Annotated in this window: 8 protein-coding genes; 6 read left to right on the plus strand and 2 right to left on the minus strand. The window is 50.1% G+C overall.

What is annotated here, in order from left to right; all coding sequences use genetic code 11:
• The first annotated feature begins 901 nt into the window (after positions 1-901).
• The 4 genes from H6F86_RS26625 (at position 902) to H6F86_RS26640 (ending at position 3,861) form a co-directional block, all read left to right on the plus strand.
• On the plus strand, positions 902-1,267 hold the full coding sequence (locus H6F86_RS26625; RefSeq protein WP_190452982.1) for a Mo-dependent nitrogenase C-terminal domain-containing protein: 366 nt from the start codon (positions 902-904) through the stop codon (positions 1,265-1,267).
• 138 nt (positions 1,268-1,405) lie between these two features.
• Complete coding sequence (locus tag H6F86_RS26630) at positions 1,406-1,624, plus strand: hypothetical protein (protein WP_190452984.1); 219 nt, start codon at positions 1,406-1,408, stop codon at positions 1,622-1,624.
• A gap of 306 nt (positions 1,625-1,930) precedes the next feature.
• Positions 1,931-2,668 (plus strand): histidine phosphatase family protein, encoded by a 738-nt coding sequence (locus tag H6F86_RS26635; RefSeq protein WP_190452986.1) that lies wholly within the window; start codon positions 1,931-1,933, stop codon positions 2,666-2,668.
• A 284-nt stretch (positions 2,669-2,952) separates the two neighbouring features.
• Complete coding sequence (locus tag H6F86_RS26640; protein ID WP_190452988.1) at positions 2,953-3,861, plus strand: hypothetical protein; 909 nt, start codon at positions 2,953-2,955, stop codon at positions 3,859-3,861.
• Positions 3,862-3,908: 47 nt separating this feature from the next.
• Here H6F86_RS26640 and H6F86_RS26645 read toward each other — a convergent pair whose 3' ends face one another.
• Complete coding sequence (locus H6F86_RS26645; RefSeq protein ID WP_190452990.1) at positions 3,909-5,648, minus strand: DUF87 domain-containing protein; 1,740 nt, start codon at positions 5,646-5,648, stop codon at positions 3,909-3,911.
• Between the two features lie 355 nt (positions 5,649-6,003).
• On the opposite strand from H6F86_RS26645, the gene H6F86_RS26650 reads away from it, so the two are divergent.
• Positions 6,004-8,163: a GAF domain-containing sensor histidine kinase gene (locus tag H6F86_RS26650; RefSeq protein ID WP_190452993.1), complete on the plus strand. Its 2,160-nt coding sequence runs from the start codon at positions 6,004-6,006 to the stop codon at positions 8,161-8,163.
• A gap of 107 nt (positions 8,164-8,270) precedes the next feature.
• Entirely contained in the window at positions 8,271-9,953 is a 1,683-nt protein-coding gene (locus tag H6F86_RS26655) for an AarF/ABC1/UbiB kinase family protein (protein ID WP_190452995.1), read from the plus strand.
• Between the two features lie 84 nt (positions 9,954-10,037).
• Here the strand turns inward: H6F86_RS26655 and H6F86_RS26660 are convergent, their stop codons facing one another.
• The gene (locus H6F86_RS26660) at positions 10,038-13,559 is read right to left on the minus strand and encodes a DEAD/DEAH box helicase (protein WP_190452997.1); all 3,522 of its coding nucleotides are present in this window, start codon (positions 13,557-13,559) and stop codon (positions 10,038-10,040) included.
• Positions 13,560-14,040 lie beyond the last annotated feature (481 nt).

Raw genomic sequence — 14,040 nt, forward strand, 5'->3', positions numbered from 1 at the left:
CCTGCTATCAACGGTTAGTCGACTGACGACGGCTCGACTGTTCCACTGATTCAGTTGATTGATTGATTAAGCAAAGAGCGCTTCCTCACATGAGGAAGCGCTCTTTGCTTTGGGGTATTGGTTCGGTCTATAACCGTTAACCGTTCTCGTTTATAGGATCGTCTGTGGTATTGGGTGCCACGTTGAAAGGTTGGGGTTTGGTCTATAACCGTTAACCGTTCTCGTTTATAGTCCTTCCTTCAATTTTATGGCTGTTGTTAATGAGTTTAAGATAGTGAGATCAAAGGTTGTATATGAGCATTGTCCCTAGACAAAGATTTCGTTGTTTAGCTGAGCACTGATGGCGCGACCACCGTATCCTGTTCTACCTGATCACTACTGGGTAGGTATTGAATTTAATTTCACGCCTGTAGTGGCTCAGGTGGAGCTGTCTACGAGCAGTTGGTTGCTCTAAGCAAAGGGTCCAGAGCCTTACTGCTAACAGAAATAAGCTTTTTTGTCCTCGTGTTAACTTATACGACTTCTACTTTGCAAAGCTCTCCTTGCTTTAGGGTCCATTGCAAGAACTGATTGCTGAATAGTGCAATTAGACTAGCTCCTTGCGCCTCAGATTTTGAAACGGCGATCGTAGTGCTCTCATAGTCCAAAGTGCGCCCTCGTTTTACTTAGTGCTGTCAACCAAGCTTATCTGCTCAGTTGGAGTGCCTTTTACTAAGCTAGAGCAATCTACGGGTATCACTGAGAGGAATGTAAAACTGTGTAACGATCGCTCGATTCTATTAATAAAGATTGCAATCATTTGCAGCTATTGCTAACTTGTGCATGGGTGAAGACCCACTGTTTTAATCATTATGTACAGACCCTTTTACCTCTCTCATGAACAACTCAACATAAGTGAGCTATGGTTTTGCCTTCAACTTGCTACACGACTGACCAGCCTCAAGATGCTCACTTCATGCAGCAGATGTCTACTTTGGAGCAGTCAAGAACAGGTCGATTTGCTCCGCACTTAACGTTATTACAACCACTTCGCTGCTGGTTATCTCAAATAGAGATTAGCGATCGCACCTCAGCACGAATGCTTTGCTTTTTGATTCCAGCACGGTGTCCGTTTGAGCGAACGTTTAAGCTTTTTGGGCGCACCATACTCTCCGTTCCGCCCCTTTGTAAGCTCAACCCTTTTTATGAAGAATTTGTCGTACTACGCTTCCGCTCTTTGTCCTATCTGGCGGAGGTAGTAGGTGACGACATTTCTCGCTTTTGCTGAGCGCTCTTACGTTTATTGCTTGCTCTTATAAGAGCGTGGCTGAATCTGGAATGGCACAGCGATCGCTAAATGCTTTGACTATTCCATGGGTTGGAATGAAGGACCCGCATGGGAAAGTAATTTTCTGAGCTAAAAACTATGTCACAGTCAATTCGATTGCAGTCGATCGCAGTCGTGACGCAGGTCATCAACGAGATGGAAGCGCAGGGTCTGCTGATGTTATTCGACCCCCAAGAACATGTAGCGAAACGTCTTACCGGCGACCTAATCGCCGCCGGTGTTTTGCTAGAGGAGCACTTGATCGAGCAAGCCTTACCAGACTATCCTCTGCCCTCAGACGAACCATCCGATTCTTAGAGAGAGGAAATTGCTTCTTAGGTAGTTGTGTAAAAAGCATAGGACGGTCATACCAGGCTAAGGCTCTTCAAGTTTACAAGGCTGATAGCTTGTTAGTTAAAGTCTCTAATAGGGCAGATGTTATGGCTGACGCTTTAAGCCCTTGCGCGATCGCCGATCAAAGTACAAACAAGTGAGGCACGATGTACAGTGCCCTATCTGCTTTTTTGCAAGACGATGTTAGCAAAAACGAGGTTACAGTTAAAGCCAGAGCTGTCTCAAGGCTCGCTTTAGCAATTAACCTTACTCGCTTAACAGGATCAGTTCATGCATCGAGTCATGAAGCTACTCTTTATCCGTCATGCTCAGTCCACCGGGAACCAAGAAAAACGGATGCAGGGACATGGTGACTACGCGCTTTCTAGTGATGGCAAGCAGCAAGCGGAGAAACTCGCCCATAGTCTGCTGGCAGAGGCGTGGTATCCGTCCCATATTTACAGTAGTCCCCTTAAGCGAACAGCGGAGACAACACAGATTTTGCTGGATCACTTTCAGACAGCACCCCTGCCTGCTGCTGTCAGTGATTTGATTGACAGTGCTGAAACTGCTGACGTGCTAGACGAGCCTAGAGCGATCGCGGTTGTCTACGCTGATGAACTCAAAGAATTTCAGAACGGCATTTTTCAAGGGCTTACGTGGGCAGAAGCAGTCAGCCGCTATCCTGATCTATGCCGTGCGTTGGAAGCGTCTCCTGACTGGATCCAAATTCCAGGTGCTGAAACGCCTCAAGCTGCCAGAAATCGCGCTCACCAGTTCATTCAGACACTCTTTGAGCAGCACCAAAATGGGGATCAAATCTGGATCATTACTCATAGTTGGATTTTGCAGCATCTGGTAGCCGAGTTGATGGGATGCGATCGCTCTTGGCGGTTACGCGCAAACAATACTGCCTTATTTGAGTTTTGGATTGACCAGTCACGGTGGCATTGTTCTGATCAAAATCGCTTTAACACAGATCTCTGGCAAGTCCGGCGCTTTAATGATTGCCATCATCTAAAAACATGAATGCTACACTTGTGAGCCAGCACTTTGAAGCGATCATATTTTTTAGTAACATAACCACTGTCTCCACGTAGCAAGCTGAGCCCCCACCATTGGCAAGGCGCTTGACAACCGCAAAATTGCGCCAGAGCGTTAAGTTTTCTATCAAAGGAATTGCTGTTTTCAATGCTTTTCGGCATTATCTGAACCAGCGAATTGACTCTCCTTTGGCTAAATTGGAGTATCTTGAATCAAAGGTTACTATCGCTTCCTTTTAAGGGATCGGGGTCAATTTAGAGTGTTCAACCATGACAAGCACAGTGAACGACATCGTCAAACAAGCGAATCAGGGCAGTGTTGCTGCCATTATTCAAGTTCTCAACGAAAGACTTGCTGATTCTGGCGTACGGACACGTGCTATTTTCGCAGATGGAGTGCTGCAAGTCCTTTGTGAAGCAGCGACTCCAGAACAACTAGAGCCGTCAGGACTGATTGGGCAAGTTCGGCAAACGTTGGAGGCGATCGCTCCCCGTAATATTCGCCGCGTCAATATCAACAGCCGCATTGTGCGAGAGCAACAGTTGCTTTGGCTCGATGAAATTAGTCGTGATCCCGAAAATCAGCTTCTTTGGTCACAAGAAATTACGCTGAATAAAGCCAACCTTCTGCGGCATCTTTTGAATGAGTGGCATCAAAACACAGCCCCTCAAAAAACAAACTTACCCACCCGCACCCGCGGACAGCAGCGCGAACAACGCCAATTTTGGCGAGGACTGGTTGGGGGCGCAAGTGCAAGCATCTTGCTGCTGTTAGGAGGCTGGGCATTTTACAGTTGGCACGCTGCAAAACCAACGGCGATCGCAAGCCCGTCTAGCTCACCGGTAGCAGCGACACCAACTCAAACAACCCTTGCCAGTCCTACCGCTGAGCCTACACCAAAACCGCAGGACTCCTTTTTGATCGCCGTAAGAATTGCGGAGCAGGCATCACAAGAGGGTTTGACAGCGCAATCACCAGCACAGTGGCTTGAATTAGCAGCCCGTTGGCAGCGTGCTTCAGACCTGATGGCAAACGTGCCAAGTGAGGACGGTCGCTACGTAACAGCGCAGGATCGGGTCGTTGCGTATCGCAAAAACAAGGAAATGGCGCTTATGAAAGCAAATGAACAGCCCGTAGAGACACCTGCTGATACGACAGCAGATCCTGTGCTCCAGTGAGCTTTGAGAAGTAGTGCTTGGTTGAATCAGGCAGACGCGATTAGGCACTACTCGATACTGACCCCACGTACAGTCTGCGATCGCGGACGGGCTGCTACCGGAGCCTGTTGAATCTGGCGATCTCGGGCATGGTGTTCCTGAAAGTGCTTTTGCCACATCTCTGGCGCATTAAGCGTCTCGCCACCGTGCTTTGTGAGCCGCTGCCGTACTTTACACAGTACAGGTGTATTGACACAAGCACCCGCCACAATGATCTGCCCTTTAGTTAAGGCAGGCAGTTCTTTCAGCAAATCGCGCCCTGCTGCCTCTACACCGTACTTCAGGCTCTCCTGATCTACAGGATTGACAATCCGCATAATGAACTGGCTCATGCACTGCGACAGCACATCTGAGTCAATTTTGCCAGGACGCTGAGTAATCAGCCCCATACCTAAACCAAACTTACGTCCTTCACTTAGGATTGTTCGCAGTACAGCCTTACAGCGTGACGGTTCATTGGCAGGTGCAAAGCGGTGCGCTTCTTCCACAATGATAAAGACGGGATAGGGCAAGAAGTTTTCGTCTTCAGGCTTAATCAATTCTCGCTGCGTGTTCATGCGTGCCTGGTTAGACTGGCGCAACACTGCTGCACAGATTACCTGCTGTTCTTCCTGGCTGATTTCATTCATTTGCAAGACGGTTACTTGCCCAGGCTCAAACAAATCCCTGGGTGCAACGGTATGTTCAAACGTATGAAAATACTGCGATCGCTCCAATCGCTCTAGCTTCCATTCCAAAGCCGGAGCTGATGAACCCGACTTCTCGTTGCCCTCTTCATCCACCTGCATATCCGCTTCACGCACCGCTGCAATCAAATCCTGAATGCCCCAGCGATGTTCTCCTTGTTTGTGGCGTTGCAGCAACCGATAGGCTTTGTTGAGAATCGACTGCTGGCGATCGCTCATATCTGGCAGCAGCGTCATAATGTCGTAGTAGTCCAGCGACGATACCCGAATCCGAATATCTTCTGGCGTGAGGATTTTTACCTTCGGCGTGTAGCCATCGCTCCCTTGAAAGGCTGGATGCCCTCGCATATCTGTAAGCGTACCGTATTCTCCATGCGGATCAAAAACCAGCACAGCAGCGCGATTATGCGGCAGCAGCAGTTCTTCAATTAGCACGCCTGCTGTATATGATTTGCCTGACCCAGTACCCGCCAGAATCGCCATGTGGGTACTGACTAGCTCCTTGACGTCTAGCGCTACAGGCACATCTGACTCCCGCAGCAGCAGCGAACCAATATGGGCTGCACCGACCTCACCTGGTTGCTTCTTATTCAGCACCCGCCGCAGCATGACATCATCTGCCAGGTAAACCTTTGCACCTGGATTAGGTGTACGACGTGGGTTCATAAACCCCAGATTTGAGTCAAAGTAGCCGACCACATCTACCGTGATCTCGTAGATTTCTGGATTGTTGTAGGTAAAACCAACGAGAGCCGCGATCGTCTCGGGACTAATCTCCGTATCCGCAAAAATACGATCGGGTAAGTGATCAATTAAACAGCGTGCCGAAATTTTGCCTAAGATCTGTAGCGCCGACTCATATTCTCGTTCTGGCACCACAACTTCATAGAAGACAAACTCGCCAATTTTGACCGAGCGATTGTCAGCCGTGATAAAGACATACTGGTTGCCAGTTTCACCGGGTCCTTTCACCGTGCCAATAACACGCGGCGAAACGAATGCAGACCCCGTACTCGCCACAGTTGCCAAACGCGAATCTAGAAGCAAATTATCAGCGTTCATTCACTATCACTCAGTCAGATATGACTCAGCCAGAGCCAAGCCTGGGTACCTCTAACGGTTATAGCAGCTTCCTGATAGGTACGATCGCCACATAGCGAAGAGCAACGCCAGCAGTAGAACAGGTAGTGGCAATAGAAAAGCAGGAATTCACGGATTACCGTCAGCCACTAGCTAGTCTACGCTAAAGCCAACGGAAGTGACGAGCGTCACTAAGTGTCGTTCCACCTGCTGGTAATCCTTGCAACACGGTGCAGATTTCTGTCCCGCCCTCGCTAGTGGTTCTACCAGTTTGGGAATCCTGAATCTAACAGGAGCGGTTCGGCAACATACAGTAGTATCGAACGGCAAAGGGGTTATGGTCGATAGCGCATACATTACAGAAAACTGCATTCTAGTGAGCGATCTTCATCGTGAAACATCGTCAACCGTAGCAGAAGCAACGCGATCGACATTAGCCAAACCCCTTAAAGTTCTGCTGCCAAAGGATGCTATAGATTCACCCTTGCAACAGACTGTAAACCTGGTGAACCTATCGCACCAACTGCTACAAGTTGCAGTCAAGCAGGCTGATGACAGCCAGATGTTAGCTGATATGGCTGCTTGTATTGGCAGAGCCTTCAACGCAGATGGTTGTGCGATCATCCTTTCTGACGAAACAACAGCTAAAGTTCGAGCCACTGGCTGGTTCGCAGATGCACCACTGTTACCGCTGCAACCGCTAGAAGTAGCGTCTGATTACTTTGGCAACTGGCTGGCTGAAACTGCACTGATACCTTGCAATGGGATAGAGGCTGTACGATCGCGTCCTGTTACAGCGCCAAGCGCAAGTAAAACCTGTAAAGTCTGGCAGTCTATTAAACAGTTGCGGACATCCTTGCCGCCTGTAAGAGCTATTGCTAGTGCAACAATGCATCTTCCAGATCATGTGCATGGAGTCATTAGTTTAATGCGATCGCGCACTCAGACCTGGAATCAATCAGAAATCGCAGGACTTCAAACCGTGTCTCATCAGGTTGCCAGCATCTTCGATCAGCTTCAATTGCAGCAGCAATTCCACAAGCAGATGCAGTACCAGCGAGTGGTTAATCAGCTTACGTTAGCCATTCACAACGCGTCTGACCTTAACGACATCCTTAAACTTGCTACAGATGACACTGCATCAGCGCTGCAAGTGAAACGCGGTATGCTCCTACGCTTAAAACACTGGGACGCTCTCTTTCGCAACCATGCTCAGGTCGAGCAACCTAAAGTAAGGGTGAATGTAGCCTACGAGTGGCTGAGTGATACACCCTTTGAGGCGACTTACCCACTGCAAGCAAGTACGGCAGCGTCGCCCTCTGCCCTGCCAACTGCTATCAATCAGTCGTTTTGGTTATCCGAGTGTACGCTTTGTCAACAGGCGTTTTTACATCCCCGCAGCCCGTTTATCCTTAGTAGCAACTCAGCAGCTCCGCTGGATGCTGTTACATTTGATGCGGAAGGAGAAGCTGCTGCTGCCTTTGATCTAAAGTCATTGCCTGCGCTCCTGATGATGCCATTAGAGAGCCAGGGAACCATCCTGGGGTTTCTTGTTTTTCAGCATGATCAGCCTCGCGTCTGGCAGCCTGCAGAGTTAGAACTGGTGCAACTGGTGGGTGCCCAAGTGAGTACAGCCATTATTCAAGCAGAAACCTTACGGCAAGTGCAGTCACTGGTCGAAAAGCGCACGGCTGAGTTGCGCGCGAGCCTGGCGGTGCAGGCAAAGCTGTACGATCGCACCCGTCATCAGCTTGATCAACTACGACAGCTAAACCAGGCACGAGATGAATTTCTTAGCACCGTCAGTCATGAATTGAGAACACCGCTTACCAGCATGACGTTGGCAATTCGGATGTTGCGGCAGATGGGTTTGTCGGCTGAACGCAGTGCGTGCTATCTGGATATTTTAGAACAGCAGTGCGCCCAGGAAACTAGCCTCATCAACGACCTGCTAGGGCTGCAAGAACTGGAGTCAAACCAGATTGCTATGAGTCCGCAAGAAATCGATTTGAAAGCATTAATTCACGACTTGACTCGGCTCTTTCAGCAAAAGTGGTCAGCAAAAGGGCTAACGTTGGAAGTCAAACTTCCCCGGCGATCACTGCGCTTATTAAGCGATCGCAACAGCCTGCACCGCATTTTATTTGAGCTACTGACTAATGCTGGTAAATATGCTGATCAAAACAGTTGTGTTCAGCTTCATGTCGCGCTTAAAGCAGAGTCAGCTAAACACCAGTCAGCAATAAACCAGATCATTGTGACGCTTCGCAATATTGGGCAGGGCATTGCCCCCGATGAGCTACCCCTTATCTTCGACAAATTTAAGCGCTCTCAAATTGCCACCCAAAAGGCAGTACAGGGGACAGGCTTAGGTTTAGCGCTAGTGAAATCGTTGGTGTTGCATCTCAACGGTGACATTAGCGCCTCTAGCCATCGCATTGACGATACCCACACGTTTGCAACATGCTTTACGCTGACCTTACCGCAAACCCTTTGACAACCCGAAAGTGCTGTAGCCCAGAAGCCAAATCCTCAACGTTTTAAGCGATCAGGGATTCGGAAGGGCTACTAGTCACAGGGGCTAAATGGAATATAGTCAATAGTATGCTCAAGTCTGCCGCGCCAAAATCACTCCGATGGCAACGTGCCAAACAATCGTTGTTAGCACGTCAGACAGACATCTTTTTGTCTGCGGCACGGTTGATGTGGTATTTGTGGTGGGATGACACGATCGCCCGACGTTTCCCGCAACACCGTAACCGACGCGCTCAGTGGCTGGTAGGCACGCTCCTCGATTTAGGTCCGACGTTTATTAAAATCGGGCAAGCGTTGTCAACGCGGGGCGATTTACTGCCAGCAGAGTACATTCAGGCGCTAGGACAGCTTCAAGATCGGGTGCCAGAGTTTAGTGCAGATGAGGCGATCGCGATTATTGAATCGGAGCTAGGCAGCCCGCTTTATACGCTGTATCGTGACTTTGACCGAAACCCGATCGCGGCAGCTAGCCTGGGACAGGTGCATAAAGCACGGCTCCATACAGGCGAAGATATTGTGATTAAAGTGCAGCGTCCTGGACTCGATACCCTTTTCGACCTCGATTTGAGAGTGCTGCGACGGTTGCTACGTTTTTGCCAGCGCTACCTCCCCTGGACGCGGGAGTACGACCTGGAAGCAATCTACGAAGAGTTTGCGCTGGTGCTGTATCAAGAAATTGACTACGTGCAAGAAGCCATCAACGCCGATCGCTTTCGCTATAACTTTCGTGACCATGCACGTATCACTGCCCCCAAGGTGTACCCCAAATACACCACCAAAAAAGTGCTGACGATGGATTATGTGCCAGGGATTAAGATCAACGATCGCCAGAGTCTGGAGGCGATCGGCATTAACGTCAAAGAAATCAATCAACTTGGCATTTGCTCGTATCTCAAGCAGTTATTGCAGGACGGTTTCTTTCAAGCTGATCCCCATCCCGGTAATATGGCTGTCAGTCCAGATGGGTGCTTGATCTTCTACGATTTCGGCATGATGGCAGAAGTCAAGTCGATCGACAAAGATCAAATGGTACGTACCTTTTTCGCTGTGCTGCGGAAAGATACGGATCAGGTAATTCACACCCTAACAACGATGGGACTGATCGAGCCTGCCTCAGATATGGCTCCCATTCGTCGCGTGATGGGATTTGTGCTAGAGCGCTTTACCGAGAAGCCGATCGCGCTTCAAGAGTTTAGCCAGGTAAAGCAAGAAGTGTCGGCGCTGTTTGCCCAACAGCCCTTTCGCTTGCCTGCTAAGATGACTTTTATCCTCAAGGCACTGACCACCTTAGATGGGGTTGCCCGCGACCTTGACCCCCACTACAGCTTGATGGAATCTGCCAAGCCTTTTGTCAAAAGCATTACGATCGCCAAGGGGCAGAGTAGTGGCATTGGTCTTGGTGAATTGACGAAGCAAGCCCGTGAATACATTACCTACAAACTCCGTCAGCCAAGTCCAACTGAGCGTCTGATTCAACGACTGGAAGAACGACTGGAGCAGGGAGAAGTAGAGCTACGATCGCGATCGCTCGAAACCGATCGTGCCATCAAAACCATTAACCTTGCTTTGAAAAGTCTGACCTATGCTTGCTTGACTGGTTTTTCACTACTCTCTGGAGCGGTTCTCTTGGTCGGCGCATATAAAGTCTGGGCGTTTGCTGCCTTTGGGCTGGCAGGTTTAGGCACACTGTTTTTAATCCGCTCTCTCATTGCTCTGACCATTCGAGAACGCATCGATCGACTAGTCAAGTAGCCCCCCACGAGAGTGCCTCTAGGAGTTTATTAAAAGCGGCACTTTTTTAGAGTAGCTTAGCAGTATTGCAGCGTGTGATGTACCTTATTCATCACCAATAATGGCACTACGGTCAAGCAGCAATAAATCTCGCAAACTATCGGTATCTAGCTCAGTCAGCCAGTTTTCGCCTGCGCCGATGACGTTTTCTGCCAATGCCTTTTTGCTTTCGATCAGTTCATGCACCTTCTCTTCAAGGGTGCCATTGCAAACAAACTTGTGTACCTGGACATTCTTCGTTTGCCCGATGCGGAAGACGCGATCGGTTGCTTGATTTTCGACCGCAGGATTCCACCAGCGATCGAAGTGGAAAACGTGATTGGCGCGAGTCAGGTTTAAGCCGACACCGCCTGCTTTCAGCGACAGGATGAAGATGCGCGGTCCTTGCGGATCATGCTGGAAGCGATCGACCATTTCCTCACGCTGCTTCTTAGACGTGCTGCCGTAGAGAAACAACGTTTCGCGTCCCAACTGGCGCTCTAGATGGACTTTTAGCAGCTTGCCCCATTCTGCAAACTGCGTGAAGATGAGGGCGCGATCGCCTTCTGCTACCACTTCTTCGATCATTTCTTCTAACCGCTGGAGCTTACCAGAGCGGGTGAGAAAGGCCGAAGTATTAAGGCTCAATAAACTACTATCACTGCTTTTATCCTTTATCCTTGAACCTTTATCTTTGCTTTCTCCACCTTTATCCTTTCCTCCGTCCTCTTCCTTGAGAAAAAGCGCTGGATGATTGCAAATTTGCTTTAGCTTCATTAGCAGTGCCAGAATGATCCCTTTGCGTTGGATGCCTTCGGCAGCTTCGATTTCTGCGAGGGAGCGATCGACAGTGTGCTGGTAGAGGGAAGCTTGCTCAGACGAAAGCCCACAGAAGACGGTCATCTCCTGCTTATCAGGTAAGTCTTGAATGATGTCGCGATCAGTCTTAAGACGACGGAGCAGAAAGGGTTGAACGAGCGATCGCAGGGTTTGCAGAGAGGCAGTATCGCCGTAGCGTTCGATCGGGGTAGCAAAACGACGCTGAAAGAAATTTTTGGGTCCCAGGTAGCCAGGATTGAGGAAATCCAGAATTGACCACAGTTCAGACAGGCGGTTTTCGACTGGGGTGCCCGTCAGTGCAATGCGAAACTGAGCGTCAAGCTGTCGCACTGCCTGCGATTGTTTTGCCTCAGGATTTTTGATGTTTTGCGCTTCGTCCAGCACGATGCCCTGCCACGCAATCGGCTGCAAATCCTTGATATCGCGCGAAACCAATGCATAGCTAGTGATGACGAGATCTTTACCCTGCACAGCTTTGGCAAAGGACTTGCCTTGTGGTCGTTTATCACCGTGGTACAAGAAGGCTGTCAACGTGGGACCAAACTTCTTCACCTCGCGCTCCCAGTTGCCCAGCACAGACGTTGGACAAACCAGCAGGGTGGGATGCTCTAGAGTTTTCTGCTCTTTGAGGTGTAGTAAAAAGGCAATGAGCTGAATGGTTTTGCCCAAGCCCATGTCGTCGGCAAGGCAGGCACCCAAGCCCCATTGCTCCAGAAAAGCTAGCCAGCCAACGCCCCGCGACTGGTAGGGACGCAGGGCACCGCGAAAGTTTTTCGGTGTGGGCAGTGCCTCAATTTGCCGATTGCCGCTGAGGGTAGTGATGAGTTCTTGTAAGGGACCGGATGCCTCGAAGCTAACGACAGGCAGTTTTTCGATCGTCTGAGTATCGCCCGTGCTAATCCGTAGCGCATCTTCAAGCGAAAGCGCGGTCTGGTCTTTGCGGCTGGCAAAAAAGGTCTGGGCAGCGCGAATATCCTGGGGACGCAGCTCGACCCATTCACCATTAATCTCGACTAGCGGTGCCTTAAGGTCAACCAGGCGATCGAACTCCGCCTTGGAAAGACTTTGTCCGCCAATAGACAACTCCCACCGAAAGTTGAGCAGGCTTTGCAAACCCAGCCGCACCTGTCCTTTGTTGAGCTTTGCCGACTGTGCCTGAATCTTCAACCCCAGACGACTTGCCCAGCCACCCTGATTGACCAAACTTGGCGGCAGCACAACGCCTAGTCCGCTATCTTGTAAGCGCCACGCGGTTGCTTTGATAAATTCGTATGCCTGCAGTGCCGTCAGCGAACAGAACTGAGGGCGAGGGTCTTGCAAGCTGGGTTCGATCGGTGGATAAAGGCGAGACGCAAGCCCTAAACCCATCAGTAGGGTTTCTTGTGGTCGATCAATTGATCGACCACGGTAGTGCAACTGCTCCACGGGATTCCCCCAAATGGTGGGGGCTGTCACCAGCAACGTCTCGTCATCTGCCGCCTGTAAAAAATATTCCAATCGCCACTGATTCTGCCCAGATTCGGGCGGGTGTAAGTAGAGACAGGCACGAAACAGATTTTGCTGCACGCCCTGAAGCTGCAAGGGAGCTGTCCAGTTTGCTAATGCCGTCTCTAAGGAATCTAATCCAGCTGCGTTCTCAGCTACACGCACGATCGCCGCTTCTTCCCCCAATGCCTGTAGCCACGATCGCACTGACCCAGACAGCATTTTTTCTGTAGAGGTTGGTAACGGGTGACGTTGAGCCAAAAGCCTGACCTGGGCATCAAGAGTGCTGCTGAGAAAGGCATGGATGAGGCTCTGAGGCAGCGTAGGGAGTGGGAGGACGAGTGGGGAGTGAGGCGCGGAGAGTGGAGAAGATTGCATGACTCCTTCTTGTTCCCTCTGCGTCCCTACTCCCCCATTTTTTGCTTCTTGCTCATACAGCCGACAGGCAATGGGCATTCGATCCACAAACTGCTTCCACCGCACCTGATCGACCGCACCATCCAGCAACGGCTGCCACCGTGCCCAAGCAAGACTCCTGCCGTTCTCCTCTCTCTTCTCCAGCCCAGGCAAAAATTTCGATCGTGCCAGTAAGTCCAAACTCCAGCGGGCGGCATGAGACCAAAAGCGAAGATCACCGCCAATGAAGGAATCATCCACATCAACAGTGCCCAATGGCAAGGCATTGAGAAAGGCAAAGGCTGCGATCGGATCAAGGCAAAGCCCCTCAACGTGCCAGGGATAGAGAAAGCGATCGCGGCTTGGGTCACTCTCTACAACAGCAGAGTGCTGCGGCACGATCGCGCCTGCTGGTAACTCTAGGGCATCATCCGCAACCCAGGATGGCGACGCTAGCATATGGCTCTGCCACACTCCAGGCACGGTAGCAATGGGGTTAGCTACGAGCGTAGTCGTGCTTTGACTAGAGCGCGATCGCTTCGCTTTGGCAACCGTCAGCTCCGGCACTGCCGCTGACTCCAACAGTGAGGCTGGAAGACGCAGATGATTGGCTTGTTGCCGCGATCGCAGCAGCGCTAGCAGTTCAGCGGGAGCCATCGCAAAGGGATGAGGTTGGATCGTCGCCTCTAATGCAGAGAAACCAGGGGCATAGGGCATCTCAGGCGTAATTCTGCGCCAAACCTCGCCCCAAAGAAACAGGTAGCCATGAGACAAAGCGGCACGATCGATGGGAGCCTGCCCTACTCCTGCTTGCGTCAGGGTTTCTGCTTGAGAATGAACAAACCAACTACCGTGTAAAATTGCCATGCGCGTTAGAGAAATTCAGTCTGCGCTGAAAAGAGTTGAGCGTAAGAAAGCGTTACAAAAGTGAGTGCGGTGATGCTATGGCGATCGAGAAAGACAATAAGAACTCTGAGAAAAAAGCGGGTGTATTACTGTACTGAGGCAATACATTACTGGTTTTTAACGTCGTGCATCATCATGCAAACAGTTTTACAACTTGACTCGAGCGAACTAGTAGAGCGGTTAGCATTACCGCTGTAAGCACTGCCTTCAAAACATGTAGTAAGAGGCAATGTTGCAGAGCTTTAACCTAACGCAACTGCCTTAAAAGCAAAGAGAAGCACGCTGATTAACAGTTTCTAACGAAGAGTACATTCTTCACTTGCAGCACCTTTTGACTCCAGAAGTGATGCCCTATGCGATCGTTTAACACACCTCTTTGCTACACATTTCATTACAAAACTAGCCGAGTGTAGAGAGTCAGAGCGCGAAAACCTCAGCAGTA

Source organism: Phormidium sp. FACHB-592, assembly GCF_014695795.1.
GTDB lineage: Bacteria > Cyanobacteriota > Cyanobacteriia > Leptolyngbyales > Leptolyngbyaceae > Stenomitos.

Excerpts from the sequence above, each read along its gene's own strand:
- H6F86_RS26625 (WP_190452982.1), top strand. The coding sequence starts at position 902 with ATGGTTTTGCCTTCAACTTGCTACACGACTGACCAGCCTCAAGATGCT.
- H6F86_RS26630 (WP_190452984.1), top strand. The coding sequence starts at position 1,406 with ATGTCACAGTCAATTCGATTGCAGTCGATCGCAGTCGTGACGCAGGTC.
- H6F86_RS26635 (WP_190452986.1), top strand. The coding sequence starts at position 1,931 with ATGCATCGAGTCATGAAGCTACTCTTTATCCGTCATGCTCAGTCCACC.
- H6F86_RS26640 (WP_190452988.1), top strand. The coding sequence starts at position 2,953 with ATGACAAGCACAGTGAACGACATCGTCAAACAAGCGAATCAGGGCAGT.
- H6F86_RS26645 (WP_190452990.1), bottom strand. The coding sequence starts at position 5,648 with ATGAACGCTGATAATTTGCTTCTAGATTCGCGTTTGGCAACTGTGGCG.
- H6F86_RS26650 (WP_190452993.1), top strand. The coding sequence starts at position 6,004 with ATGGTCGATAGCGCATACATTACAGAAAACTGCATTCTAGTGAGCGAT.
- H6F86_RS26655 (WP_190452995.1), top strand. The coding sequence starts at position 8,271 with ATGCTCAAGTCTGCCGCGCCAAAATCACTCCGATGGCAACGTGCCAAA.
- H6F86_RS26660 (WP_190452997.1), bottom strand. The coding sequence starts at position 13,559 with ATGGCAATTTTACACGGTAGTTGGTTTGTTCATTCTCAAGCAGAAACC.